This window comes from Saccharothrix sp. CCNWYY140, assembly GCF_037401995.1.
Lineage (GTDB): Bacteria > Actinomycetota > Actinomycetes > Mycobacteriales > Pseudonocardiaceae > Actinosynnema.
The window spans coordinates 53211-76677 of record NZ_JBBEGC010000010.1 but is presented as its reverse complement, the minus strand read 5'-3'; the positions used below and the strand labels follow the sequence as shown (position 1 = coordinate 76677).

General features: G+C 70.6%; 26 protein-coding genes. 13 read left to right on the top strand and 13 right to left on the bottom strand.

Annotation, left to right across the window (positions count from 1 at the left end; all coding sequences use genetic code 11):
* Positions 1-171: 171 nt before the first annotated feature.
* On the bottom strand, positions 172-1371 hold the full coding sequence (locus WBN91_RS08500) for an NAD(P)-dependent malic enzyme (protein WP_337726386.1): 1200 nt from the start codon (positions 1369-1371) through the stop codon (positions 172-174).
* 288 nt (positions 1372-1659) lie between these two features.
* On the opposite strand from WBN91_RS08500, the gene WBN91_RS08495 reads away from it, so the two are divergent.
* Positions 1660-2253 (top strand): dTDP-4-dehydrorhamnose 3,5-epimerase family protein, encoded by a 594-nt coding sequence (locus WBN91_RS08495; protein WP_337726385.1) that lies wholly within the window; start codon positions 1660-1662, stop codon positions 2251-2253.
* On the opposite strand, the gene WBN91_RS08490 is transcribed toward WBN91_RS08495, so the two are convergent.
* Complete coding sequence (locus WBN91_RS08490; RefSeq protein ID WP_337726384.1) at positions 2250-2564, bottom strand: S26 family signal peptidase; 315 nt, start codon at positions 2562-2564, stop codon at positions 2250-2252. The two genes, WBN91_RS08495 and WBN91_RS08490, sit on opposite strands and share 4 nt — an antisense overlap.
* A 78-nt stretch (positions 2565-2642) precedes the next feature.
* Between WBN91_RS08490 and sodN the strand changes: the two genes are divergently transcribed.
* Complete coding sequence (gene sodN / locus WBN91_RS08485; protein WP_121225524.1) at positions 2643-3056, top strand: superoxide dismutase, Ni; 414 nt, start codon at positions 2643-2645, stop codon at positions 3054-3056.
* A gap of 353 nt (positions 3057-3409) precedes the next feature.
* Entirely contained in the window at positions 3410-6052 is a 2643-nt protein-coding gene (locus WBN91_RS08480) for an NACHT domain-containing protein (RefSeq protein ID WP_337726383.1), read from the top strand.
* 8 nt (positions 6053-6060) lie between these two features.
* Here WBN91_RS08480 and WBN91_RS08475 read toward each other — a convergent pair whose 3' ends face one another.
* The gene (locus WBN91_RS08475; protein WP_337726382.1) at positions 6061-6921 is read right to left on the bottom strand and encodes an aminoglycoside phosphotransferase family protein; all 861 of its coding nucleotides are present in this window, start codon (positions 6919-6921) and stop codon (positions 6061-6063) included.
* Positions 6918-8033, bottom strand: a complete 1116-nt coding sequence (locus tag WBN91_RS08470) for an MrcB family domain-containing protein (protein WP_337726381.1) — start codon at positions 8031-8033, stop codon at positions 6918-6920. The genes WBN91_RS08475 and WBN91_RS08470 overlap by 4 nt, the downstream gene beginning before the upstream one ends.
* 69 nt (positions 8034-8102) lie before the next feature.
* Between WBN91_RS08470 and WBN91_RS08465 the strand changes: the two genes are divergently transcribed.
* The 3 genes from WBN91_RS08465 (at position 8103) to WBN91_RS08455 (ending at position 9702) form a co-directional block, all read left to right on the top strand.
* Positions 8103-8705, top strand: coding sequence for a histidine phosphatase family protein (locus WBN91_RS08465; protein ID WP_337726380.1), 603 nt, complete (start codon positions 8103-8105; stop codon positions 8703-8705).
* Positions 8698-9186: a GNAT family N-acetyltransferase gene (locus WBN91_RS08460; protein WP_337726379.1), complete on the top strand. Its 489-nt coding sequence runs from the start codon at positions 8698-8700 to the stop codon at positions 9184-9186. The genes WBN91_RS08465 and WBN91_RS08460 overlap by 8 nt, the downstream gene beginning before the upstream one ends.
* 150 nt (positions 9187-9336) lie before the next feature.
* Entirely contained in the window at positions 9337-9702 is a 366-nt protein-coding gene (locus WBN91_RS08455) for a DUF5684 domain-containing protein (protein WP_337726378.1), read from the top strand.
* A 77-nt stretch (positions 9703-9779) separates the two neighbouring features.
* On the opposite strand, the gene WBN91_RS08450 is transcribed toward WBN91_RS08455, so the two are convergent.
* From WBN91_RS08450 to WBN91_RS08440, 3 genes are all read right to left on the bottom strand, one after another.
* A complete protein-coding gene (locus WBN91_RS08450) occupies positions 9780-10574 on the bottom strand; it encodes an SAM-dependent methyltransferase (RefSeq protein WP_337725863.1) in 795 nt (264 codons plus the stop codon).
* A 205-nt stretch (positions 10575-10779) separates the two neighbouring features.
* Positions 10780-11523 (bottom strand): S1 family peptidase, encoded by a 744-nt coding sequence (locus WBN91_RS08445; RefSeq protein WP_337725864.1) that lies wholly within the window; start codon positions 11521-11523, stop codon positions 10780-10782.
* A gap of 131 nt (positions 11524-11654) precedes the next feature.
* Complete coding sequence (locus tag WBN91_RS08440; protein WP_337725865.1) at positions 11655-12047, bottom strand: hypothetical protein; 393 nt, start codon at positions 12045-12047, stop codon at positions 11655-11657.
* 254 nt (positions 12048-12301) lie between these two features.
* Between WBN91_RS08440 and WBN91_RS08435 the strand changes: the two genes are divergently transcribed.
* Positions 12302-13252 carry a diacylglycerol/lipid kinase family protein gene (locus WBN91_RS08435; protein ID WP_337725866.1) on the top strand — a complete coding sequence of 317 codons (951 nt, stop codon included), beginning with the start codon at positions 12302-12304 and terminating at the stop codon, positions 13250-13252.
* Between the two features lie 243 nt (positions 13253-13495).
* Complete coding sequence (locus WBN91_RS08430) at positions 13496-13750, top strand: WhiB family transcriptional regulator (protein ID WP_015104912.1); 255 nt, start codon at positions 13496-13498, stop codon at positions 13748-13750.
* 486 nt (positions 13751-14236) lie between these two features.
* On the opposite strand, the gene WBN91_RS08425 is transcribed toward WBN91_RS08430, so the two are convergent.
* Positions 14237-15715, bottom strand: coding sequence for a histidine kinase N-terminal domain-containing protein (locus tag WBN91_RS08425; protein WP_337725909.1), 1479 nt, complete (start codon positions 15713-15715; stop codon positions 14237-14239).
* A gap of 125 nt (positions 15716-15840) precedes the next feature.
* Between WBN91_RS08425 and WBN91_RS39135 the strand changes: the two genes are divergently transcribed.
* Positions 15841-15915 (top strand): 50S ribosomal protein bL37, encoded by a 75-nt coding sequence (locus WBN91_RS39135; RefSeq protein ID WP_096498094.1) that lies wholly within the window; start codon positions 15841-15843, stop codon positions 15913-15915.
* A gap of 97 nt (positions 15916-16012) precedes the next feature.
* On the opposite strand, the gene rsrA is transcribed toward WBN91_RS39135, so the two are convergent.
* Together rsrA and WBN91_RS08415 are read right to left on the bottom strand one after the other, a co-directional pair.
* On the bottom strand, positions 16013-16333 hold the full coding sequence (gene rsrA, locus WBN91_RS08420) for a mycothiol system anti-sigma-R factor (RefSeq protein WP_337725868.1): 321 nt from the start codon (positions 16331-16333) through the stop codon (positions 16013-16015).
* The gene (locus tag WBN91_RS08415) at positions 16330-16956 is read right to left on the bottom strand and encodes a sigma-70 family RNA polymerase sigma factor (RefSeq protein ID WP_337725869.1); all 627 of its coding nucleotides are present in this window, start codon (positions 16954-16956) and stop codon (positions 16330-16332) included. The genes rsrA and WBN91_RS08415 overlap by 4 nt, the downstream gene beginning before the upstream one ends.
* Positions 16957-17170: 214 nt before the next feature.
* Between WBN91_RS08415 and ybaK the strand changes: the two genes are divergently transcribed.
* Positions 17171-17647, top strand: coding sequence for a Cys-tRNA(Pro) deacylase (gene ybaK / locus WBN91_RS08410; protein ID WP_337725870.1), 477 nt, complete (start codon positions 17171-17173; stop codon positions 17645-17647).
* 36 nt (positions 17648-17683) lie between these two features.
* On the opposite strand, the gene WBN91_RS08405 is transcribed toward ybaK, so the two are convergent.
* Both WBN91_RS08405 and WBN91_RS08400 read right to left on the bottom strand, forming a co-directional pair.
* On the bottom strand, positions 17684-18295 hold the full coding sequence (locus WBN91_RS08405) for an alpha/beta hydrolase family protein (protein ID WP_337725871.1): 612 nt from the start codon (positions 18293-18295) through the stop codon (positions 17684-17686).
* 19 nt (positions 18296-18314) lie between these two features.
* Positions 18315-19076 (bottom strand): SOS response-associated peptidase, encoded by a 762-nt coding sequence (locus tag WBN91_RS08400; protein ID WP_337725872.1) that lies wholly within the window; start codon positions 19074-19076, stop codon positions 18315-18317.
* An 84-nt stretch (positions 19077-19160) separates the two neighbouring features.
* Here WBN91_RS08400 and aroA point away from each other — a divergent pair, with 84 nt between their 5' ends.
* Both aroA and rsgA read left to right on the top strand, forming a co-directional pair.
* Positions 19161-20426, top strand: coding sequence for a 3-phosphoshikimate 1-carboxyvinyltransferase (gene aroA / locus WBN91_RS08395; RefSeq protein ID WP_337725873.1), 1266 nt, complete (start codon positions 19161-19163; stop codon positions 20424-20426).
* A 2-nt stretch (positions 20427-20428) separates the two neighbouring features.
* Positions 20429-21436 carry a ribosome small subunit-dependent GTPase A gene (gene rsgA, locus WBN91_RS08390; RefSeq protein WP_337725874.1) on the top strand — a complete coding sequence of 336 codons (1008 nt, stop codon included), beginning with the start codon at positions 20429-20431 and terminating at the stop codon, positions 21434-21436.
* Here rsgA and pruA read toward each other — a convergent pair.
* Complete coding sequence (gene pruA / locus WBN91_RS08385) at positions 21433-23061, bottom strand: L-glutamate gamma-semialdehyde dehydrogenase (RefSeq protein WP_337725875.1); 1629 nt, start codon at positions 23059-23061, stop codon at positions 21433-21435. The two genes, rsgA and pruA, sit on opposite strands and share 4 nt — an antisense overlap.
* 37 nt (positions 23062-23098) lie before the next feature.
* Here pruA and WBN91_RS08380 point away from each other — a divergent pair, with 37 nt between their 5' ends.
* A complete protein-coding gene (locus tag WBN91_RS08380; protein WP_337725876.1) occupies positions 23099-23467 on the top strand; it encodes a VOC family protein in 369 nt (122 codons plus the stop codon).

Here is a 23467-nt window from a genome sequence, read left to right as displayed (position 1 = left end):
ACGGCGTCCCCCTCCGCGGGCAATATTCACCCGAGGAGAGGGACGGTATCGCTTCGGAGCGTCATCGCCCACCCCTCTTCGGGCTAACGAAACAATACGTTCGTGGTTTCGCTGGTCCGTTGAGCCGAACGGGCGGATGCGGCCGGAGGTCTCCCAACTCCGACTCCGACGTCAGGCTACTCCGTCCTGTCGAGCTGCCAAGGCCACGGCCGCGGCGACTTCGGGTCCGACCCGCGGGTCCAGCGCGCTGGGCACGATCCGGTCGGCCGCGAGGTCGTCGGAGGCGACCGCCGCGATGGCGTCGGCGGCGGCCAGCTTCATGCCCTCGGTGATCCGCTTCGCGCCCGCGTCCAGGGCGCCCCGGAAGATGCCGGGGAACGCGAGGACGTTGTTGATCTGGTTGGGGAAGTCGCTGCGCCCGGTGGCGACGATCGCCGCGTGCCGCCCGGCGACGTCCGGGTGGACCTCCGGGTCGGGGTTGGACAGCGCGAACACGATCGAGTCGCCCGCCATGCTCGCGATCAGCTCCTCCTCGACCCGGGAGGAGGACACGCCGACGAACACGTCCGCGCCGCGCAGCGCGTCCGCGATGCCGCCGCGCAGGCCGGAGCCGTTGGTGACCGCGGCCAACTCCTCCTTGACCGGGTTCAGGCCCGCGCGCCCGGTGTGCACGATGCCGCGCGAGTCGACCACGGTGACCTCGCCGATGCCGGCCGCGAGCAGGATCTTCGCGCACGCCACGCCCGCCGCGCCGGCGCCGGAGATGACCACCCGCTGGTTCGCGATGTCCTTGTCCAGCACGGTGTTCGCACCGCGCAGCGCGGCCAGGACGACGACGGCGGTGCCGTGCTGGTCGTCGTGCATGACCGGCACGTCGAGGGCCTCGATCAGCCGCCGCTCCAGCTCGAAGCAGCGCGGGGCGGCGACGTCCTCCAGGTTCACCGCGCCGAACGACGGGCGCAGCCGGACCAGCGTCTCCACGATCTCGTCCACGTCCGTGGTGTCCAGCACCAGGGGGATCGAGTCGAGGCCGCCGAAGGTCTTGAACAGCGCCGCCTTGCCCTCCATGACCGGCAGCGAGGCGCTCGCGCCGATGTCGCCCAGGCCGAGGACGGCGGTGCCGTCGCTGACCACGGCGACCAGGCGGTGCGCCCAGGTGTACTTGGCGGCCAGCGAGGCGTCCTCGGCGATCGCGCGGCTCACCCGGGCGACGCCCGGGGTGTAGGCGATGGACAGGGCGCGCGGGTCGGCGAGCGAAGCGGTCACACCCACGCCCAGCTTGCCGCCCTCGTGGGCCCGGAAGATCTCTTCGTCGGTCAGTTGCGAAGTCAGCGTCTGCTCGTTTTGGGGTAGGTCGTTCAATGCGGTCACGGGAGTCCCTCCTGCGGTGCGCGAGTTGCTTCGGCGCACCGGGACCGGCGTTGTCACGCGGATCTTCGGGGCCTGGCTGCGAGCCGGTCCGCGCGGTCTGCACGGCGGCCCTGGGCGGGCGGTGCGGGCAACTATGACAGCGCCGGCCGATCGTGTCTGCGGCGGGGATCACAGTTTTTCCGCAGGTCAGAGGGCATATAGGAGAACGTACGTCCGGTTTTCTGCACCGACCGGTCGGTTTTCCCAGGCAGGATCGGTCAAGACCTCCGATCTCCTAGGGTGAGCGCCATGCAGGCACGCGAGCTGAAAATTCCAGGCGTTTTCGAGTTCACCCCATCGGTGTTCCCGGACGAGCGCGGGCTGTTCGTCGCCCCGTTCCAGGAGACGGCGTTCGTCGAGGCGGTCGGCCACCCGCTGCGGGTCGCGCAGACCAACCACAGCGAGTCCCGGCGCGGGGTCGTGCGCGGGGTGCACTACGCCGACGTGCCGCCCGGCCAGGCCAAGTACGTGCACTGCCCGCGCGGGCGGCTGCTGGACGTGATCGTGGACATCCGCGTGGGGTCGCCGACGTTCGGGCAGTGGGACGCCGTGGAGCTGTCGCCGGAGCGGTTCAACTCGGTGTACGTGCCCGAGGGCCTGGGGCACGCACTGATGGCGCTGGAGGACGGGACCGTCACGTCGTACCTGTGCACGGAGGGCTACAACCCCAAGGCCGAACGCGCCCTCCACCCGCTGACCCTGGACCTGCCGTGGCCGGCGGACGTTACTCCGGTCCTCTCCCCGAAGGACGCCGCCGCCCCCTCCCTCGACGAGGCTCTTGCTTCCGGCCTGCTCCCCTCTTATGAGGAGTGCACGGCTTGGTACGCGAAGCTGCGCTCCTAACGCAGCCTCCGGGGGCGCGGCCAGAGCCGGAACCGGATCACCCCGAGCACCTCGGCCGCGCCCAACGTGCGCGAGTCCGTAGACGCGAACGGGTTGTCCCCCTCGACGTGCCAGCCGTCCCCGTCGGTCCTGATCGCCCGCTTGACCGACAGCTGCCCGGGCCGCGCAGGCCACCTGACCAGCACAAGATCGTTCACCCGGGGCGGTCGGGAGGCTTCGAGGACCACCACGTCCCCCGTCCGGAGGGTCGGGTACATCGACGGCCCGGTCACCCGCACCAGCGGCAACGGCCTGGGTTCGGCGCGTGCCAACGATCACCTCCACCTGCTCGGTCCGAGGCCCCGGAGTAGGGTTCGGCACGTCGGAGCATCCACTGTCAGGGAGGAACAATGCGACTGCTGTCGCGCATTCTCCGCCGCCCGCTACTGGAGGCCACCGCGCACTGCGACCTCCCGTGCGGTGTCTACGACCCGGCGCAGGCCCGGATCGAGGCGGAGTCGATCAAGGCGGTCCAGGAGAAGTACCAGGCCAACGAGGACCCCGAGTTCCGCGAGCGCGCGATCCTGATCAAGGAGCAGCGCAGCGAGTTGGTCAAGCACCACCTGTGGGTCCTGTGGACCGACTACTTCAAGCCGCCGCACTTCGAGAAGTACCCCGAGCTGCACGACCTCTTCAACCGCGCCACGAAGGCCGCGGGCGCCGCCGGCACCAAGGGTTCAATGGACCCGGCGAAGGGCCAGGAGCTGCTCGACCTGATCGCCCAGATCGACAAGATCTTCTGGGAGACGAAGGCCGCGGCCTGACCCCTGCGCGACAACGGCGCTGACCAGCGGAAACTCCTCCGTCTGGTCAGCGCCGTTCTTCGTCTTCGGTCGCCGTCAAGCGGGTCGAACCGCGCCAGGTCTCCCCGCTGCGGCACCTCGAACAGCTTTCCACGCCGCCCATCCAGTACCACGGGAATCACGCCGGCCAAGGTCGACTCCATAGTGCGCTGCATGATCCTCAGCGCGATGGGAGCAGCGTCTTTCCCCAACGGCGGCGCCTTGAGGTACATGAGCACCGCCACCCGTAGGTGTGCGCTGCGAGGATTCGTCGGCTGATCGGGCTCGCCGCGAACCAGGGCGATCCCGCATCCGGTGCCGCTACCATCCGTGAAATGTCGGGCCTGGAGGCCGCTGCCGGCCGTGCCGCTGCCACCGTGGGCAAGAAGCTGTTCGAGGGGACTCGGCACCGCGTGCGGGTGGCGCAGGTGCGGGACCGGAGCAGGGCGGTTACGGCTGCTGCTGTCGCGGACGCGTTCGTGCTCGAACTGACCTCCGCCGAAGCCCAGGCGTTGGCGCACTACCTCACCTCGCCGGACTTCGAGGAGATCGCCCACCAGATGGCGCTGTGGCGCCTCCTCAACGACCAGCGCCCCGACGAGATCGGGCCGACGCTGCGCGAGGAGATCCGGCTCGGCCTCCGCCACGCCATGCCCCACCTCGACGCCGCCGTGCTCACCACCGGCGCCGACCTGACCTTCGACGCGTTGACCATCGCGGTCGAGTCCGAGGTGCGGGACAAGACCAAGGCGGCCGTCGACCCCGTCACCGCGGCGACGGTGGGGCACTTGGCCGCCGCGGCGGTGAACAACACCCGGCTGTTGTCCCGGGTCGGCTCCGTGGCCAAGCTGCACCGGTTCGCCGACCGGCTGCGCGGCCTGATCGCGAAGATGCACAGCGACATGCGCATGCCCCACCTGGGCATCAGCCGTTCCGTCCCCTATTCGAAGCTCTACGTGGAACCCTCGCTGCAAGGGCTCGAGGAACTGGCCCTCGCTGGACGGCGCACGGTCGTCCTGGGCGATCCGGGTGCCGGGAAATCCACGTTGGTCGCGAAACTCGCCTACGAAATCGCCAGTGCCCAGGACGGGCGGGTGCCGTTCCTGCTGACCTTGCGCGACCACACCGACTCCTTCCGCGAAGGCGGCCAGGAGCTGACCCGCTACCTGAAGAAGCTGTGCTCCGAGCCGTACAACCTGCCGCCGCCGAAGGACGCGGTGGAGTACCTGCTCGGGAACGGACGCGCGGTCGTGCTGCTCGACGGTGTCGACGAACTGGTCGACCCCGAGCTGCGCCGGCGGTTCGCGAAGCTCATCGAGGGCTTCGCGCGACTTCACCCGTCCGTGCCCCTGATCGTCACCGCCCGCAAGATCGGCTACGACGACGCCCCGCTGGCCCACGACCTCTTCACCACGCGCACGATCGAGGAATTCGCGGACGGGCAGGTCGCCGAGTACGCCGTCAAGTGGTTCGCCCTCGACGACTCGACCCCGGAGTCCGAACGCAGCCCGCTCGCCGAGTCGTTCCTCGCCGAGAGCGAGGCCATCGCCGAGCTGCGCGCGAACCCGCTGCTCCTGGCGCTGCTGTGCGCCATGTACTCCAGCGAGCGCTACATCCCGACGAACCTCGCCCAGGTGTACGAGAAGTGCGCCATCCTGCTGTTCGACCGCTGGGACCGGCAGCGGGGTCTCCAGACGGCCACGCAGTTCCGCGGTCGCCTGCGCAGCGCCGTCGGCTTCCTCGCCTGGAAGCAGCTCACCGCGGGCAACTCCGGCGCCGCCTGGGGGCGGGGCCGGATCGTCGTCGTCCTCACCCGCTACCTGATGGACAAGGGGTTCGACCCGGACGACGCCGCCGACAACGCCGAGGACTTCGTCACCTTCTGCACCGGTCGCCCGTGGATCCTCACCGACACCGGCTCCGACGGCGTGGAGTCGCTCTACGGGTTCACCCACCGCACCTTCATGGAGTACTTCGCCGCCGAGCACCTGGTGCGGACCAACGACACCACGGAAGAGCTGTGGAACGCCCTGCACCACTTCATGCAGCGGCGACGCAGTGAGATCGTCTGCCAGCTCGCCCTCCAGCTCTACGAACAGCGCAAGGACGAGGGCGCGAGCGACCTGTTGCGGATGGCGCTGTCCGCCGATGACGACGCGGCGCGCTCCTTCGCCGCCACCGCGCTCGGCTTCGTGCAGCCGGTCCCGGACGTCACCGCGGCGATCACCCGGCGCACGGTGGCGGCGGCCGTCGTCGGCCGGCACCGGGTGTTCGGCTACTACAGCTCGCTCACGCCCGCCGCCGGCCCGGACTGGCAGGACCTGGTGAACCCGGTCTACGACCTCTTCGACGACAGCCTGCCGGAGAACCTGCCCACGATCCGCCGGGCCGCGCGGGCGGTGCTCGACCGGGCGGTCGCCGCCCAAGAGGGGACGACGGCGGAGCTGGTCCGGTGGGACCTGCGCGCCGACCTGCCCGGCGACCCGGTGCGCCGCCCGGAGCCGTGGGCCACCATCCTGTACGGCAGGGGACCGCTCGCCGACGTCGTCCGGGAGTTCGGCCCCCGGGTCCTGTACGAGGTGGCGCCGCCCTCGACGAGCTTCGCCGAGCGGATGCTGCTGGAGGACGAGCCCGAGCTCGACGTCGGGGTGCTGCTGGACGCGGAGCTGCCCTGGCTGCCGCACGGCCCGTGGCACGACGACCCGCCCGACCGGCTCGACTACCAGCTCAGCGTCGGGCCGCTGACGCCGCTGCGCCTGCTGCTGCTCCTGCCCTACCTTGAGGTCCAGCATGACGTGCACACGGTGTTACCGGTCGAGGTAGCCAGGCTCGTCGAAGCCCGCCACTCGCGCCGGCCCGTCCGCCTCTCCCTCCCGCCGGAGGTCGGTGAGTTCATCGACCGGTGGGCGCTCCAGGAGTTCCACGTCACCGCCAACCCGAGGACCGTGCAGCTCACGATCAGGTCGGGTGGCGCCTGAGCCGGGGGTCACCGGGCGAACGCGAGCAGTTCCGCCAGCTCCTCCTCCGACCCGTCTCCCCAGGTCAACCGCCCGATCGCCGCCAGGGTGGCGTTCACCCGCGACCACTCCAGCAGCCGCTCCGGATCCAGCCCGCACGCCTCCGCCACCGCCGCGCACCGCACCTCGACCCCCTCCTTCCCCGCACCCTCGACCACGTAGTCCATCGCGTCGAAGCACGGGTCGCCCACGCACGTCTTGGGGTCGATCGCCACCAACCCCAGCGCGCCGCCGTCGAGGACGTTGCCCGGGTGCAGGTCGCCGTGCAGCAGGACCTCCCGGGTAGGTGAGTCGAGCAGCGCCCGGCACCGCGCCACGGTCCGGTCCCACAACTCCGGCGACACGCGGGCCGCGATGGCGGGTTCCGCCGCCCGGCGGCCGATGCGCACGACGAACTCCTCCACCCGACCGCGGAGCGTGCGGGTCAGGTCCGGTGGCGGTGGGACGGAGTGCAGCGCCTTCACCAACTCGCCCCACTGCTCCGGCGTCGGCGACGCCTCGGTGCCGGGCACCACGGCCTCCAGCACGATCGCCTCCTCCGCCACCGCGAATACCGCCGGCACCCGCCCGGACGGGGCCAGCGACCGCAACATCTCGGCCTGGGACGCGAGGAAGCCCTGGTCGGGAGTGAGCTTCAGAATCGCCGGCGTCCCATCGGTCCACGTGCACCGCAGCACCACCGAAGACCCACCGTCGTCGATGAGGTCACCCACCTCCAGCCCCCACTGCGAGGAGACCCGAGCGGTCAACGCGGGTGCTGCCGCACACCACTCGGCGACCTCCGGGCCGAACCGGACTGCCAGCCTCGCGGTGATCGCTTCGACGTTCACGCGGTCACGTCCGGGCCTGCTGGGTAGCGGTAGGTGATGGCGATGAGGCGGTCGGGATCAAGCTGCCAAGGGTGCACAGCGTGCAGGATGCCACCCTGGGCCGTCGGTGGATCGCCACTGCGGTCGAGCTGGATGGAGCTGACCACGACGAGCATGGTGTTGGGGTACTCGCGTTGGTGCAGCTCGACCTCGTTGCGGGTGAGGATGATCTCGCTGTCTTCGCCCCACGTGCTCGTCGTCCCCTTGACCTCGACGAACAGGTGCTCGTCCCCGCGCCGCGCGTCCAGGTCGTAGGACTCGATCGCACCGACGTCCTTCACCCGGTACCCGAGCCCGTTCAGGTGCTCGACCGCCAGTTCCACCGCCCGCCGCTCGATCGCGACCCGCTCCGCGGCATTGAGCCGCAACCCCTGCCCACTCCTCCGCCGCCCCGCCGCCCGATCTCCGACGACGACCGCGTCCGCAACCTCGGGCGCCACCGCCCCTGGCAGGTCGATCGCGGTGTCGAGACGCTCGTAGAGGTCGCTGAGCACAGCGAGCATGTAGGCCAGATCACTCTCCAGCTCGGTCTCGTTGGGCAGCGCGTCGAGGGTGTATTCGAACGCCGCGACACTGCCAGCCTCATAAGCCGGGCCGAGTTGCGATTTCCGTGCCCGGAGAGCGATGTCGTCGAACTCCGCGAAACGGACGCTCAACTCCTTCGCGAGTGCGTTGCGCACCCAGTCCACCTGCAACCGGAGATCCGCCTGGGGACGTGCTCGGAACTCGCCGTTGAGCCATTGCGTGGTTCCCTGCATCAGCGAGAGGTAGACCTTCGTACCTGGCGCGTCGAAGAGGTAAACGAGGTACCAACCCTTGGTGGCGGACGGCGAGCGACCCGCCGAGTAGACACGCGCCCACGGGATCTCGCTCTTGAGCCCGGTCGCGTCGCGGGCCTCCACTTGAAGGTCGTCGATGGGTGTCGGCAGCGTTCGGTTGATCCTCTCCACCCGCTCGCTGAGCCAGCCGGCGACGCCGCGTCGCACGAGTTCGCCTCGCCGCTGCATCGCGGGGGTGTTGGTCGAGCTCCACTCGGGTTGCAGGCGTAAAACGCTCTCCAGGATGTCGCGCACGCTGTGACGGTAACCGCGTGTGATCTTCGGCAACAGCGACCTCATGGCGGTCGCATTACGATCGGATGCGTGAGTTCCCACGTGTACCTGTTGCGGCATGGTCAGACCGAGTGGTCTCAGAGCGGGAGGCACACTGGGCGGACTGATGTTCCGCTCACGCCCGAAGGGGAGCAGCAGGCTCGGCGGGCTGGGGCGGTGTTGGCGCGGTTGCGGGGGACGGATCTGCCGCCGGCGTTGGTGTTGTCGAGTCCGCGGGAGCGGGCTTGGCGGACTGCTCAGTTGGCCGGGCTCGAGGCTGGGCGCACCGAGGAGCTCGCCGAGTGGGACTACGGCGACTACGAAGGGCTCACCACGCCCCAGATCCGGGAGACCGTCCCCGGCTGGACGGTGTGGAGCCACACCATCCCGAACGGCGAGAGCCACGGTGACGTCCAGAAGCGCGCGATCGGTGTGCTGGAGCGCGCCAAGCGGGCGTTGCCGGGCGGGGACGTGGTGTTGATCGGGCACGGGCACTTCAGCCGGGTGCTCATCGCCACCTGGTTGAACCTGCCGCCCAGCGAGGGCGTCCACTTCGGACTCGACCCGGCCGGGCTGACCGTGCTCGGTGACGAACGCGGCGACCCTCAGGTGCGCCGCCTGAACGTGCCCGCCTGGGAGGTCGACGGTGACTGACGACCGCATCCGCCGCGCGCGGCCCGAGGACGTGCCGGCGATGGTCGGCCTGGCCGAGGAACTCGCCGAGTACGAGCGCGCCCGCCACGAGTGCCGGCTGACCGTCGACCAGCTCCACACCGCGCTCTTCCGGGACAACCCCGCCCTGTTCGGGCACGTGGCCGAAGTGGACGGTCGTGTGGTCGGCATGGCGTTGTGGTTCCTGAACTTCTCCACTTGGCGCGGCACGCACGGCATCTACCTGGAGGACCTCTACGTCCAGCCGACCCAGCGCGGCGGCGGCCTGGGCAAGGCGCTGCTCCAGGCCCTGGCGCAGGAGTGCGTCGCCAACGGCTACCAGCGGCTGGAGTGGTCGGTCCTGGACTGGAACGCCCCCGCGATCGGCTTCTACAAGTCGCTCGGCGCGATCCCGATGGACGAGTGGACCGTCTACCGCCTCACCGACCAGGCCCTCACCGACCTCGGAAAAGTCGACGGCTGATCTCGAAACCCTCACGAAACGGCGAACACAATCCGGTTTCCCGTACGAACTTGACGAGGCCTTGACATCGTCCCGCGCCGTGACCGGCTGCGGACCCCCGATGGGGCAGACCCTGCCCTTGCCGCGGTCGGCCGGAAGGAAGTTCCGAAGGTGAACCAGACCGACGCCTCCGTGGGTGTTGTCCCCATCATCATCAGCCTCGCGATCGCGGTGTTCATGATCGCGGCGATGTGGAAGGTGTTCGCCAAGGCCGGTCAGCCCGGCTGGGCGGCGATCATCCCGTTCTACAACATCTACGTGCTGCTCAAGGTCGCCGGACGGCCGGGCTGGTGGCTGATCCTGATGATCATCCCGTTCGTCAACCTGATCGTCTCGATCATCGTGTCGCTGGACGTCGCCAAGTCGTTCGGCAAGAGCGGCGCGTTCGGGTTCTTCGGCCTGTGGCTGTTCGGGATCATCGGCTACCCGATCCTGGCCTTCGGCGACGCCCGCTACCAGGGCCCCGCTGCGGCCTGATCCGGGCCTGCACAAGGCGCGCGCCGGACCTCCCGCCACACCGGGAGGTCCGGCGCAAGGCAGGGCAGCACCGCAGGTCAGCGGCGGACGCCGACCGCCCCGTAGCTCACCGTCTCCGCGCCGGACTCGGCGGCGCTCTCCCCGCGCCACCGGGTGGCCAGCACCAGCCCGGGTTCGAGCAGGTCGAAGCCCGCCAGCAGCGGTTCGATCTCGGCCTTGGACCGGGCCATGATCGGGGTCATCGTCTCGGCCGCCACCGCGACCAGCTTCTCCACCATCTCCGGCTGCACGTCCGCCGTCAGGTGGCTGACCACCAGGTAGCTGCCGGGCGCCATCGCCTCCCGGTAGCGGGCGACGAGCTCGGCCGGGCGGTCCTCGTCCCTCAAGTACGGCAGGATCGCCACCATCAGCACGGCCACCGGCTCGGACAGGTCCAGCAGCGCCTTCGCCTCCGGTGAGGCCAGCACGGCGTCCGGGTCGCGCAGGTCCGCCTCGGCCATCGCCACGTTGGGGTTGTCGCGCAGCATGGTGCGGCCGTGGGCGGCGGTGACGGGCTCGTTGTCGACGTACACCACTCGGCACGTCGGGTCGACCTGCTGGGCGACCTCGTGGACGTTGCCCGCGGTGGGGATGCCCGAGCCGAGGTCGAGGAACTGGCGGATGCCCGCGGCCACGCACACGCGGACGGCGCGGCGCAGGAACGCTCGGGTGTGCTGGACCATCTCGGCGGTCGGGATGACCTTCATGGACTGCTCCGCGAACTCGCGGTCCACCGCGAAGTTGTGCGCGCCGCCGAGGTAGTAGTCGTACAGCCTGGCCACGTTGGGGCGCTCGGCGTCGTTCGCCGACTCCCTCCCCGGGGGGTTCTGCACCGCACACCTCACCCTGCCGCTGCCGGAGCGCGTGAAAGCCCGCCGAACCGTATCCGGGCTACTCCGTTCGTGTCCATCCGCCAAACGTGAACACGCAGGGTGATTGTGACTGGTGAACCGCTCGAAATCCAAACCAGGTGGTGCCCCGGCCGAGGGGGCGATGCAGGGGAAGGGGGTCAACCCCCTCGGCCGGAGAGCCGTTTCGTCACACGCCGGCGTAGGACCGGATCCAGTCGCGGTAGCGGGTGACGGCGGTGTAGTTCGAGCGGGTGGAGCGGTCACTCGTCGAGGCGACGCCCACCTGGTAGTACCGGCCGTCGACCGGGCTGGTGGCGAACATCGGGCCGCCCGAGTCGCCGCCCGCCGCGATGCCGTCGATGCGGGACACCGAGATCGCGATGCCGCCGCGGTAGTCACGGCCGTTGACCGAGGTCACGCGCGTGTTGGCGTACTTGAGGTAGCGGGACTGGCAGTTGATCTCGGGCTGGTTGGTGCAGGTCGCGCCCCAGCCGTAGAGCTGGACGGTCTGGCCGACCTGGACGGCCGTGGTGGTGCCCAGCGGGGCGTAGGTGCCCGAGACGGACCGGTCGAGCTGCGCGAGCGCGAGGTCGGCCGACGGGTGCTGGATGATCCGGGTGGCGGTGGCCAGGGTGCCGCCGGTGGTCTGGTCCAGGCTGCCGATCCGGAAGCTGTACGTGCCGGAGCTGGCCACGCAGTGCTGGGCGGTCAGGACCCACTGCGGGGCGATGATCGTGGCGGAGCAGTTCTGCTGGCCGTTGCGGAACAGGCGGGCGGCCCAGGGGGCGTTGTTCGCGTAGCCGCCGCCGATGATGTAGGGCTGGACGTCCTCGGCCTGTGCGGCGGCCGGGGCGAGGGTGGTCAGGGCGAGTGCGGACAGGAGCGCGGTAGCGGCTCCGACCACCGCGGACAGGGCGCGGTTCAGTCGCATCGATTCGTCACCTCAACGAACGCAGGGAGTGGTGATATCACCACTCACAGCGTCACTCGTTGGAGTGACTGGTAACACCCGCCGATCGTTGGCCGACGCCCAGCCGATGGTCTGGGTCCGAATGGCCGCGCTCAGTCCTCGTCCAGGCCCAGAGCCCAACGCCGCACGGGGTTGCTGAACAGCATCACCAGCACCACGACCACGTACAGCCCGAGCAGCGCGCCCCACAGCTGCCGCCCCGACGGCCCGTACATGTACCAGGCGACGCCGAGCAGCAGCAGCTGCACCACGACCGACGGCGTCCGCGCCCAGTGCTTGCCCAGCACCAGCCCGACGCCCGCCGCGAGCACACCCGCGCTCAACACGGCGAAGTACGCGGCCTCGCCGAGCACGTTCCCCGCCTCCGGCGCGCTGAACGCCCGCACCACCAGCGCCACCGTGAAGACCACCCCGGCGAGACCCTGGAGCGCGGTCAGCACACCTGCGCCGCGCACCGCGCGCGGGACCTGCTCTTGCTTCGTCACGCTGGGCCTTTCCTCACCGTGCGTACTCGTCACGCATCGTAGGCCACCCGGTTGGCGAGTCCCGTTCGACCGCCGCGGGGGCGAAGATCGACGCAGCTCTTTCGGCAAGCCGGCGGTCGGGCCGGGGTGCACTTGTCGGTGGGCAACCGCAGAGTTGGCGGAAAGGAGATGTAGACCACTTCCGTGCGCTCAGAACACTCCTACCGGGTGACGCGCGATCTGTCCCAGGTCACGCGCTGTCCTACTCTGCTCTAGTGCGCGCACTACTGGTGGTCAACCCGCAGGCGACGGCGACCACGCCTGCCGGCCGGGACGTGCTGGCGCACGCACTGGCCAGCGATGTGAAGCTCGACATCGTCGAGACGACCTACCGCGGGCACGCGGCGGACGCCGCGGCGCAGGCCGTGCTGGACGCGTACGACCTGGTCGTGGCGCACGGCGGCGACGGCACCGTGAACGAGGTCGTCAACGGCATGCTGCGCGACGGCGTGCGGCCGGGCGTGCCGATGCTGGGCGTCGTGCCCGGCGGGTCGGCCAACGTCTTCGCCGGCGCGCTGGGGCTGCCGCGCGACCCCGTCGAGGCCACCTACCGCCTCCTCCAGGCCATCGAGCACGGCACGAGCCGCAAGGTCGGCCTGGGGCACGTCTCCTCGGCCAGGTCCGGCGCGGACGAGCCGCACGACCGCTGGTTCACCTTCAACGCGGGCGTCGGCTGGGACGCCGACGTCGTCGCCGGCGTCGAGGCGCAACGCGCCAAGGGCCGCGAGGCCTCCCCCGCCCTGTACGTGCGCGCGGCGTTCGCCAGCTACGTCACCCAGCGCCGGCGCCCGGCGAACCTCACCGTGCACATCCCGGACGAGGAGCCCTTCGAAGGCGTTCGACTCGCTTTCGTGTCGAACACCGACCCGTGGACGTACTTGGGCGACAAGGCGATCCGCCTCAACCCGAGCACGTCGTTCGACGGCGGTCTGGGCGTGTTCGCCCTGCACGGATTGGGTCTGCCGACGATCGCCCGGTATGTGACGCATCTTTTGGCCACCGATGGGAACCCCAAGGGCGGGAACCTGCTGCGTCGCGACGACGTCGGGTTCGTCCGGGTGACGAGTCGGGTGCCGGTCAACCTCCAGGTGGACGGGGACCTGCTCGGCCTCTGCACCGAGGTGGAGTTCACGTCGGTGCCGAAGGCGCTCACGGTTGCCGTGTGACCACTGCTGTGTGACCGTGGTGTAACCGTGTCGCTACCCATCCGCGATGTCGTGGCCTGCGTAGACACTCAAGAGTGAAAGCCTGGATGAACTCAGTCGATCTTTCGGGTGAGTTCGGCCACCGGGTCAGCGCTAACCCCTTGACATCCGGGCCGTTCGTGAAAGCATTCACAAGCACCCCAAAAACCGACCGCTGACGACCGGCGCGCCTTGACGCGCGCGCCTAGCTGAGGAGTAGTTCCAATGGACTGGCGCCACCGCGCGATCTGCCGCGACGAGGACCCCGAGCTGTTCTTCCCCGTGGGGAACAGTGGGCCCGCGCTGCTCCAGATCGCCGAGGCGAAGACCGTCTGCCGCCGTTGCCCTGTCGTCTCGGACTGCCTCGCGTGGGCGCTCGAGAGCGGCCAGGACGCCGGCGTGTGGGGCGGGATGAGCGAAGACGAGCGCCGCGCCCTCAAGCGCCGCAACGCCCGGACCCGGGCCCGCAGCAACGCCTGAGCGCCCTGCGCACAAGCACCTGAAGAAAGAGCCCGACACCGTGCCAGGTGTCGGGCTCTTTCGTTGTGTTGCACACCCTCCCGCATGACCACGTGACTCCGCTGAGGTAGGTCGTCACGTGTGCACGGCCCCAAGTCTAACGCCGCCCTCACAGCGCCCCTTGCGGGGTACTAACCACCGCCTAACCACCCACCAGCCCGCCGGCCCCGCTCCCCACCGCGCCACAGCCACACCCCACACCCTCGCGCCACAGCCGCACGGCGGGGCGACGGGCAGCTGCGCACCGAGGGCGGCGTGCGGCTGTGGCGCGGACTGTGCGCCTGCGGTGCAGCGGGCGGCTGCGGTGCGGTGTGCGGCTGCGGTGTGCGGCGTGGCGGGCGGCTGTGGCGCGGAGGGGGGCGCAGGCGCGCTCTTCGCGCCGCAGGCGCTCCGCGTAGCTGCCAGCCACAGGAAGGGCGTCCAGAGAAGCGAAGCGCCCCAAGAGCGTCAGCGCCGAGGCCGAAGAGGGACGCGCAGCACAGCTTCCGTTCCCCCCTTGGGGCGCCGCCGCAAGCTGAGACTCCCTCGCAACTCCGACTCAACAAGCGTCCGCACGATCTGCAACCCGAGCCGATCCGTCCGCTCCAACGAAAACCCCGGCGGCAACCCCTTGCCGTCATCCGAGATCACCACGTCCAGGTACTTGGCCGACCGCTCCGCATGCACAACCACCTCACCCCGCTGACCAGCGGCGTAAGCGTGCTCGAACGCGTTCTGCACGAGCTCGGTCAACACCATCACCAACGGCGTCGCCAACTCGGCCGGCACGATCCCGAACGGCCCCTCCCGACGCACCACCACCTGGGACTCGGTGGCGGCCACGTCCGACATCATCGGGATGACCTTGTCCACCACGTCATCCAGGTCGACCCGCTCGTCCACGGACATGGACAGCGTCTCGTGCACCATCGCGATGGACGTGACCCGCCGCACCGACTCCGCCAGCGCCTCGCGGGCCTCCTCGCTGCTGGTCCGGCGGCTCTGGAGGCGCAGGAGCGCGGCGACGGTCTGGAGGTTGTTCTTCACCCGGTGGTGGATTTCGCGGATCGTGGCGTCCTTGGACAGCAGAGCCCGGTCCCGCCGGCGCACCTCCGTCACGTCCCGACACAGCACCAGCGCGCCCGCCGCCGACCCCCTCGGCCGCAACGGCAACGCCCGGAACAGCACCGCCGCGCCACGCCGGCTCTCCGCCTCGATGCGCATGCTGGACTGCCCGTCCAACGCCATGCGGATGCGTTGGGCGACCTCCGTGGCGTCGAACGGGTCACCGATCAGCGACCGGGTCAACGGCGCCAGGTGCACGCCCACCAGGTCGGACGCGTGGCCCATGCGGTGGTAGGCGCTCAGCGCGTTGGGGCTCGCGAACACCACCGCGCCGGAGGCGTCCAGGCGGATCAGGCCGTCGCCGACCCGGGGGCTGGTGTGCACGTCCGGCGACGGTTCGGTGGTGGGGAACGTGCCGTCGGAGATCATCTGGCACAGGTCCGCGGCGCTGCCCAGGTAGGAGATCTCCAGCGGGCTCGGCACGCGGGGCACGGCCAGGTTCGTGTTCCGGCTGAGCACCGCGATGACCTCGCGGCCCAGGCGCACCGGGATGGCCTCGCGGCGCACCGGGACGCCCAGGTGCCAGCGCGGGTCCTCCTCGCGGCAGATGCGCGACTCGGTCATGGCGCGGCGCAGCTGCGGGTGCTCCTCGACGTCCACCGTGCTGCCCACCACGTCCTCGGGGTGCGCCGTGGGCGCGGTCGTCGGACGGGCCTGGGCGACGCACAGGAACGTGGTGTCGTCCAGCGGCACCCACAGCAGGAAGTCGGCGAAGGACAGGTCGGACAGCAGCTGCCACTCGGCCACCACGAGCTGGAGGTGGTCGACGGCCGAACCCGAGAGCTTGGTGTGTTCGGCCAGCAGGTCGGTGAGCGTGGACAGCTCTACCCCTTTCCCGGCAGCGGCGTTCGGCAGTCCCAATCCAACCACGGTCCAGGCCCCGCGGCCGGTGCGGGTGACCGGGTGAGACACTGTGTCCAGGCAGTCTGAGCTACGAGGAGATCCCCATGTCGAAGCGTGCCCGCAAGCGCCGCGACCGCAAGAAGGGCGGCGCCAACCACGGGAAGCGCCCCAACGCCTGATTTTCACCTGGCGTGCGCGAAGGCCCCGGAGCACCCGCTCCGGGGCCTTCGCCGTTCTCAGAACGTCTCAGAACGTCCTCAGAACGTCGTCAGGACCTCAGGCGTCGGCCTTGCGCACGACCTCGACGTCCAGCGACGCGTCCAACGACACGTCCACCCGCCCGTCGGAGGTCGTCTGGCGGATCCGGGCCCGCAGCCGGCGTTTCAGCTCCTCCGGCGCGTGCTCACCCCCGCACTTCTTCGCCAGCAGGGCCTTGAGGTGCTCCTCGATCCCGTACTCCTCCAAGCACGGGTGGCACTCCTCCAGGTGCGTCTGGAGCAGCTCGCGCCGCTTCTGGTCGCACTCGTGGTCCAGGAACAGCCAGACCTCGGACAGGACCTCGGAGCAGTCCGTCTCGTGCGGTTCGCCGCAGCTCATCGACCCGCCACCTCCTGCTGGGCGCCGCGGAGGAAGCCGCGCTCCCGGGCGACGTCGGCCAACTGGTCGCGAAGCTGCCTGCGGCCCCGGTGCAACCGGGACATCACGGTGCCGATCGGGGTGCCCATGATGTCTGCGATCTCCTTGTAGGCGAAGCCTTCGACGTCCGCCAGGTACACCGCGATGCGGAACTCCTCCGGGAGCCGCTGGAGGGCTTCCTTGACGTCCGAGTCGGGCAGGCGGTCCATCGCGTCCATCTCGGCCGAGCGCAGGCCGGTGGACGTGTGGCTCTCGGCCTGCGCCAGCTGCCAGTCCGTGATCTCGTCGGTGGGCTGCTGGACCGGCTGGCGCTGCTTCTTGCGGTACCCGTTGATGTAGGTGTTCGTCAGGATGCGGTACAGCCAGGCTTTGAGGTTCGTGCCTTCCGAGAAGGACGCGAAGGCCGCGTAGGCCTTGAGGTAGGTCTCCTGGACCAGGTCCTCGGCGTCCGCCGGGTTGCGGGTCATCCGCAGGGCCGCCGAGTACAGCTGGTCGAGCAGCGGCATCGCGTCGCGTTCGAACCTCGCCGCACGCTCGGCCGTGGTCTCGTCCGTGGGCGTGTCCTGCGTTCGCGTGGCTGGCACCGCGCTCCCTTCCCACCTCTTGGTGGTCGAAGCTGTCTGGGACGCGTTCGAGGATACGCGGCGGTCGCCCGGACGGCAGTGAGCCGAGCCACGCGGCGGTCGCGCCCCGACGGGCCTGCTGACCTGCTGTTCCATCACCTCGGTTGCCACGCCAGCCACAACGCGCGCCCGCGCGCCGACATTCCCGACCGGTGATCCGCTAGGGTCCGCGCTCATGGCCGGACGTGGCACGCCCGCCACCGCGTTGCTGGACAAGCAGAAGGTGGCTCACAAGCTGCACGCCTACGACCACGACCCCCGCCACGAGTCGTACGGGCTGGAAGCCGCCGAGGCGCTGGGCATCGCACCCGAACGGGTGTTCAAGACGCTGGTGGCCGAGGTGGACGGCAAGCTGGCCGTGGGTGTGGTTCCCGTCACGGGCCAGCTGGACCTCAAGGCGCTGGCGGCGGCCGTCGGCGGCAAGAAGGCCAGGATGGCCGAGGTCGCGGCGGCGGAACGGGCGACCGGCTACGTCGCGGGCGGCATCTCGCCGCTCGGGCAGAAGAAGCGCCTGCCGCTGGTCCTGGACGCGTCCGCGCGCGGCTTCGACACCATCTACTGCTCCGCGGGCCGCCGCGGGCTGGAGGTCGAGATCGCGCCGGACGAGCTGGTCAAGCTCACCCAGGCGGTCGTGGCGGACATCGCCGCCTGAAACCAGAGCGCCACCTGGAACCGCCCAAGCCCGAGTTCAGCCCAGCGGGCGCAGGATCCGGTCCAGCCACTCGCCCACGGCCCGCCCGACGCCCTCCAGGTCGGCCTTGAGGTTGTGGTCGCCCTTCAACAGCACCACCTCCCGGTGGTGCGCCGGATCGGGCCGGCCGAACGGGTCGGTCTCGCCCTGCACGACCAGCGCCGGCACCTCGACGCCCTCCAGCTCGTCCAGCCGGGACTTCTCCGGCTTGCCCGGCGGGTGCACGGGGAACGCCAGGCACAGCACCGCCACGGCCTGCCCCTCCGCCGCCGTCCGGCACGCCACCCGCGCCCCCGACGACCGGCCGCCGAACAGCAGCGGCACCTCGTCGAACCACGTCTCGCCCAGGTCCTCGGCCACCGCCAGCCACGCCGCGTCCAGCTGCTTCGCGGGCGCGGGGGCGCGGCGGCCGGCCACCCGGTAGGGCTGCTCGACCAGGGCCACGTGCACGCCCGCGTCCACCGCCGCCCGGGTCGCGGCCACCAGGTCCGGCGCCGCGATGCCGCCGCCGGCGCCGTGCCCGAGCAGCAGGCCCGCCCGGCCCTCGGGGGCGCAGTGCAGCTCGGCCCGCGCCGGGCCGTACGGCGTCTGGACGGTCCGAGAGGTCATTTCAGCTCGATCCGAGAGGTCATTTCAGCTCGAACAGGGTGGGCTCGGGCGCCTGGTCCTCGGTCAGCGACACGCGTTCCACGAGCGAGGGGTCGTTGTTCTTGATGCTGTTGACCTTCATCGACACCGGCCGCAGCTCGAAGGAGTTCACCAGGTCCAGGTCGGGGGTGAGCAGCGACTTCGGGTCGGCGCTGTCGGGGTCGAGCCAGTCGTGCCAGCGGTCGGGCGGCAGCACCAGCGGCATCCGGTGGTGGACCTGGGTCATCTCGCCGATGGCGTCGGTGGTGAGCACGGCGCAGGTGATGATCGGCTTGCGCTCGTCACCGTCCTGCTGCCACCACACCGACCAGATGCCCGCCATCGCCAGGCTCGACCCGTCGCCGGGGTTGATGAAGTACGGCTGCTTGCGGCCCTCGCCGGGCTGCCACTCGTACCAGCCGTCGGCCGGGATGAGACAGCGCCGCTTGGCGGCCGAGTCGCGGTAGGCGGGCTTGTCCAGCACGCTCTCCGCCCGCGCGTTGATCATCTTCGCCGCGCCGGACAGGTCCTTGGCCCAGTGGGGCACCAGGCCCCAGCGCATCACGCGGATGCTGCGCTCCAGGACGTCCGGGTCCGGGTTGCCCTCGTCGTCGCGCGGGTGGCGCTCGACGACGGCGAGCACCTGCTTGGTGGGCGCCACGTTGTAGTCGGGGGAGGGGGCATCGCCCTCGGTGCCGTCCACCGCGTCGAACTCCGCCGCCAGCAGGGCCGGGTTCTTGGTGGAGGCGTACCTGCCGCACACAACCGATCACCTCCGAATGGTCATCGTCGCACGTCGCAACGCCCGGTGCGAGCCATCGACCACCCGATGCGGAATCATCAGGCCATGACTCAGCAGTGGTCCGCTCCCACCGCCGACGGCCCCGTGCACGCGACGGTACCCGTGCCCGGCTCCAAGTCGATCACCAACCGCGCCCTGGTCCTGGCCGCGCTCGCCGACGGCCCGTCCGAGCTGCACGCCCCGCTGCGCAGCCGCGACACCAACCTGATGGCCGCCGCCCTGCGGTCGCTCGGCGTGGAGATCACCGACGGTCCGGACGGGTCCTGGCTGGTCACGCCGCTGCCCATGCACGGCCCGGCGGCGGTGGACTGCGGCCTCGCGGGCACGGTCATGCGCTTCCTGCCGCCCGCCGCCGCGCTCGCCGTGGGCGAGGTCGTGTTCGACGGCGACGAGCACGCGCGGGTCCGGCCGATGGGCACGATCCTCGACGCGCTGCGCGCGCTGGGCGCGGACATCGACGGCGAGGCGCTGCCGTTCACCCTGCACGGCAAGGGCGGCCTGCCCGGCGGCGAGGTGACCATCGACGCGTCGGCGTCGTCGCAGTTCGTGTCCGGCCTGCTGCTGTCGGGCGCCCGCTACGAGAGCGGGGTGACCGTCGTGCACGACGGCAAGCCCGTCCCCTCCCTGCCGCACATCGAGATGACGGTGACCATGCTGCGCGAGGCGGGCGTGACCGTGGACGACTCGACGCCGAACGTGTGGCGCGTCGAGCCCGGCCCCATCGCGGCCCGCGAGTACACGGTGGAACCGGACCTGTCCAACGCGATGCCGTTCCTGGCGGCGGCGGCCGTCACCGGCGGCGAGGTCACCATCCCCGGCTGGCCCGCGACGACCACTCAGCCGGGCGCGGCCGTGAAGGACATCTTCGAGCGCTTCGGCTGCACCGCCACCGTGGACGACCGCGGTCTGACCGTCCGCGGCCCGAACCGCCTGACCGGCGTGGACATCGACCTGCGCGACGAGAGCGAGCTGACGCCCACCGTGGTCGCCCTGGCCGCCCTGGCCGAGGGCCGCACCCACATCCGCGGCGTCGCCCACATCCGCGGCCACGAAACCGACCGCATCGCCGCGCTCGCCGCCGAGGTCAACCGCTTGGGCGGCCGGGCGACCGAGACCGAGGACGGCCTGATCATCGACCCGAGCCCGCTGCACGGCGGCGTGTGGCAGGCCTACGCGGACCACCGCATGGCGACCGCGGGCGCGATCATCGGCCTGGTGGTGGCCGGCGTGGAGGTGGACGACATCGGATCGACGACGAAGACGATCCCCGACTTCCCGGGGATGTGGGCGACGATGCTGGGAGCGCGCTGACCGTGACGCGCGATTGGCGGCGACTGGACGAGTCCGACGTGCGCGTGCGGCCGGGCAAGGGCACCCGACCACGCAGCAAGCGCCGTCCCGAACACTCCGACGCGGTGCCCGCGATGGTCGTGGGCGTGGACCGGGGCCGCTGGACGTGCGCGGTGGAGGAAGACCCGGACCGCCTGGTCACCGCCATGCGGGCACGGGAACTGGGCCGCACCCCGGTCGTGGTGGGCGACCAGGTGGGCCTGGTCGGCGACACGTCCGGCGCCCCCGACACCCTGGCCCGCATCGTGCGCGTGGAGGAACGCACGTCGGTCCTGAGGCGGACCGCCGACGACACGGACCCGTTCGAACGGGTCGTCGTGGCCAACGCGGCCCAACTGGTGATCGTGTCGGCCCTGGCCGCACCCGAACCGAGGCGCGGCTTCATCGACCGTTGCCTGGTGGCCGCGTACGCGGGCGGCCTGGAACCGTTGCTGTGCTTGACGAAGTCCGACTTGGCCCCGCCGGACGAGCTGCTGGCGGCGTACGAGGAGCTGAACGTCCCGGTGGTCGTGACCCGGTCCGATGTGGACCCGGGGGACCTGCGGGAACGCATGGTGGACAAGGTGTCGGCGCTGATCGGGCACTCCGGTGTCGGCAAGTCCACCTTGGTGAACAAGCTGGTGCCGGACGCGAACCGGGCCGTGGGCGTGGTGAGCGGCGTCGGGAAGGGCCGGCACACGTCCACGCAGGCGGTCGCGCTGCCGCTGCCCGAGGGTGGGTGGGCCGTGGACACGCCGGGCATCCGGTCGTTCGGCCTGGCCCACATCACGCCGGACGACATCGTGCGGGCGTTCCCGGACATGAAGGAGATGGCCGAGGAGTGCCCGTCCGGCTGCGGCCACCTGGGTCCGCCGGAGGACCCGGACTGCATGTTGGACGAGCTGGTGACGACGGGTGAGGCGTCACCGGGCCGCCTGGCCTCCCTGCGGCGGCTGCTGGAGTCGCGGGGCAAGCTGGAGGAGTACGACTAGGGCGTCATGTGCGGGTAGGTGTGGTCGGTGGGTGGGACGAAGGTCTCCTTGATCGTCCTCGGGCTAGTCCAGCGCAGCAGGTTGAACGCGGAGCCCGCCTTGTCGTTGGTGCCGGACCCCCGGCTGCCGCCGAAGGGCTGCTGACCCACCACCGCACCGGTCGGCTTGTCGTTGACGTAGAAGTTGCCCGCCGCGAACCGCAACGCCCTGCCCGCCCGCTCGACCGCCGCCCGGTCCGTGGCGAACACCGAGCCCGTCAAGGCGTAAGGGGTCGACGCGTCCACCACGTCCAGGATGTCGTCGAAGTCCTCGTCCTCGTACACGAAGAGGGACAGGATCGGCCCGAAGAACTCCGTCGTGAAGATGTCGTTCCTCGGGTCGGTGCCCAGCAGGATCGTCGGCTCGACGAAGTAACCCACCTCGTCGTCGCATCCACCACCCACCAACACCTCGATGGTGTCGTCCGCCTTCGCCGCCGCGAGAGCGTCACGGTGCTTCGCGAAGGCGCGGGCGTCGATCACGGCTCCGCCGAAGTGGCTGAAGTCGGTGACATCCCCGTATGACAACGACTTCGTGACGTCCACCAGCTTGTCCCGCGCCAACTCCCACACCGACCGCGCGATGTACGCACGGGACGCGGCCGAGCACTTCTGGCCCTGGTACTCGAAAGCTCCTCGCACCAGAGCAGTCACCAAGGCGTCCGGATCGGCGGACGGATGGGCGACCACGAAATCCTTGCCGCCGGTCTCCCCGACCACCCTCGGGTACGACCGGTAGACGTCCAGGTTCGCGGCCATCGTGCGCCACAACGCCTTGAAAGTCCTGGTCGAGCCGGTGAAGTGCAGGCCGGCGAACGCGGGGTCCGCCAAGGCGACCTCGCTGACCGCCCGCCCGTCGCCGGTCACCATGTTGACCACCCCGGGCGGGAGGCCTGCCGCCTCCAGCAGGCGCATGGTGTGGTGGGCCGCCAACTGCTGGGTCGGGGACGGCTTCCACACGACCGTGTTGCCCATCAGCGCCGGCGCCAGCGGCAGGTTGGCGGCGATGGCGGTGAAGTTGAACGGCGTGATCGCCACGATGAAACCGTCCAGCGGGCGGTGGTCGAAGCGGTTCCACAGGCCGGGCGCTGACTGGGGTTGTTCGGCCAGCAGGCCGCGCGCGAAGTGGACGTTGAAGCGCAGGAAGTCGATCAGCTCGCACGCCGCGTCGATCTCGGCCTGCTGCACGGACTTGGACTGGCCGAGGATCGTGGCCGCGTTCACGGTGTCCCGCCACGGACCGGCCAGCAGGTCGGCCGCCCGCAGCAGCACCGCCGCGCGCTCGTCGAACGGCAGTTCCTGCCACGCCGGAGCGGCGGCGCGGGCGGCGGTGACGGCGGCCGTGACGTCCTCGGCGGTGGCCTGGGCCGTGACGCCCAGGACGTGCCGGTGGTCGTGGGGCTGCACCACGTCGATCCGGTCGCCGCCGGCCATCCGCCGGCCACCGCCGATGGTCATGGTCAGCTCGTGCGACTCGGCCTCCAGCGACGCGACGCGGCGGCGCAGCGACTCCCGTTCGGCGGAGCCGGGCGCGTAGGCGCGGACGGGTTCGTTGGTCGGCACAGGTACGGAGGTGACCGCGTCCATGCCGTCATCGTGGCACGCGGTAGTACGGTGCGCAGCCGTGGCGAAAGTGACCGGTATCGGCGGGGTCTTCCTTCGTGCGCGCAACCCGGTCCGGCTGGCCGGGTGGTACCGCGAGCACCTCGGCGTGCCGATGTCCGAGCACGGCGCGGTGACCTTCCACTGGTCGGCCGAGGAGACCACGACGTTCGCGCTGTTCGCCCACGACACCGAGTACTTCGGCGAACCGGGTCAGCGGGCGATGCTGAACTTCCGGGTGGACGACCTCGACGGCCTGCTCACGCGCCTGCGCGCGCGCAACGTCGAGGTCCTCCCCCAGACCGAGGACTCCGAGTACGGCAAGTTCGGCTGGGTCGTCGACCCCGAGGGCAACCGGGTCGAGCTGTGGGAGCCCGCGCCCGGCATGTAG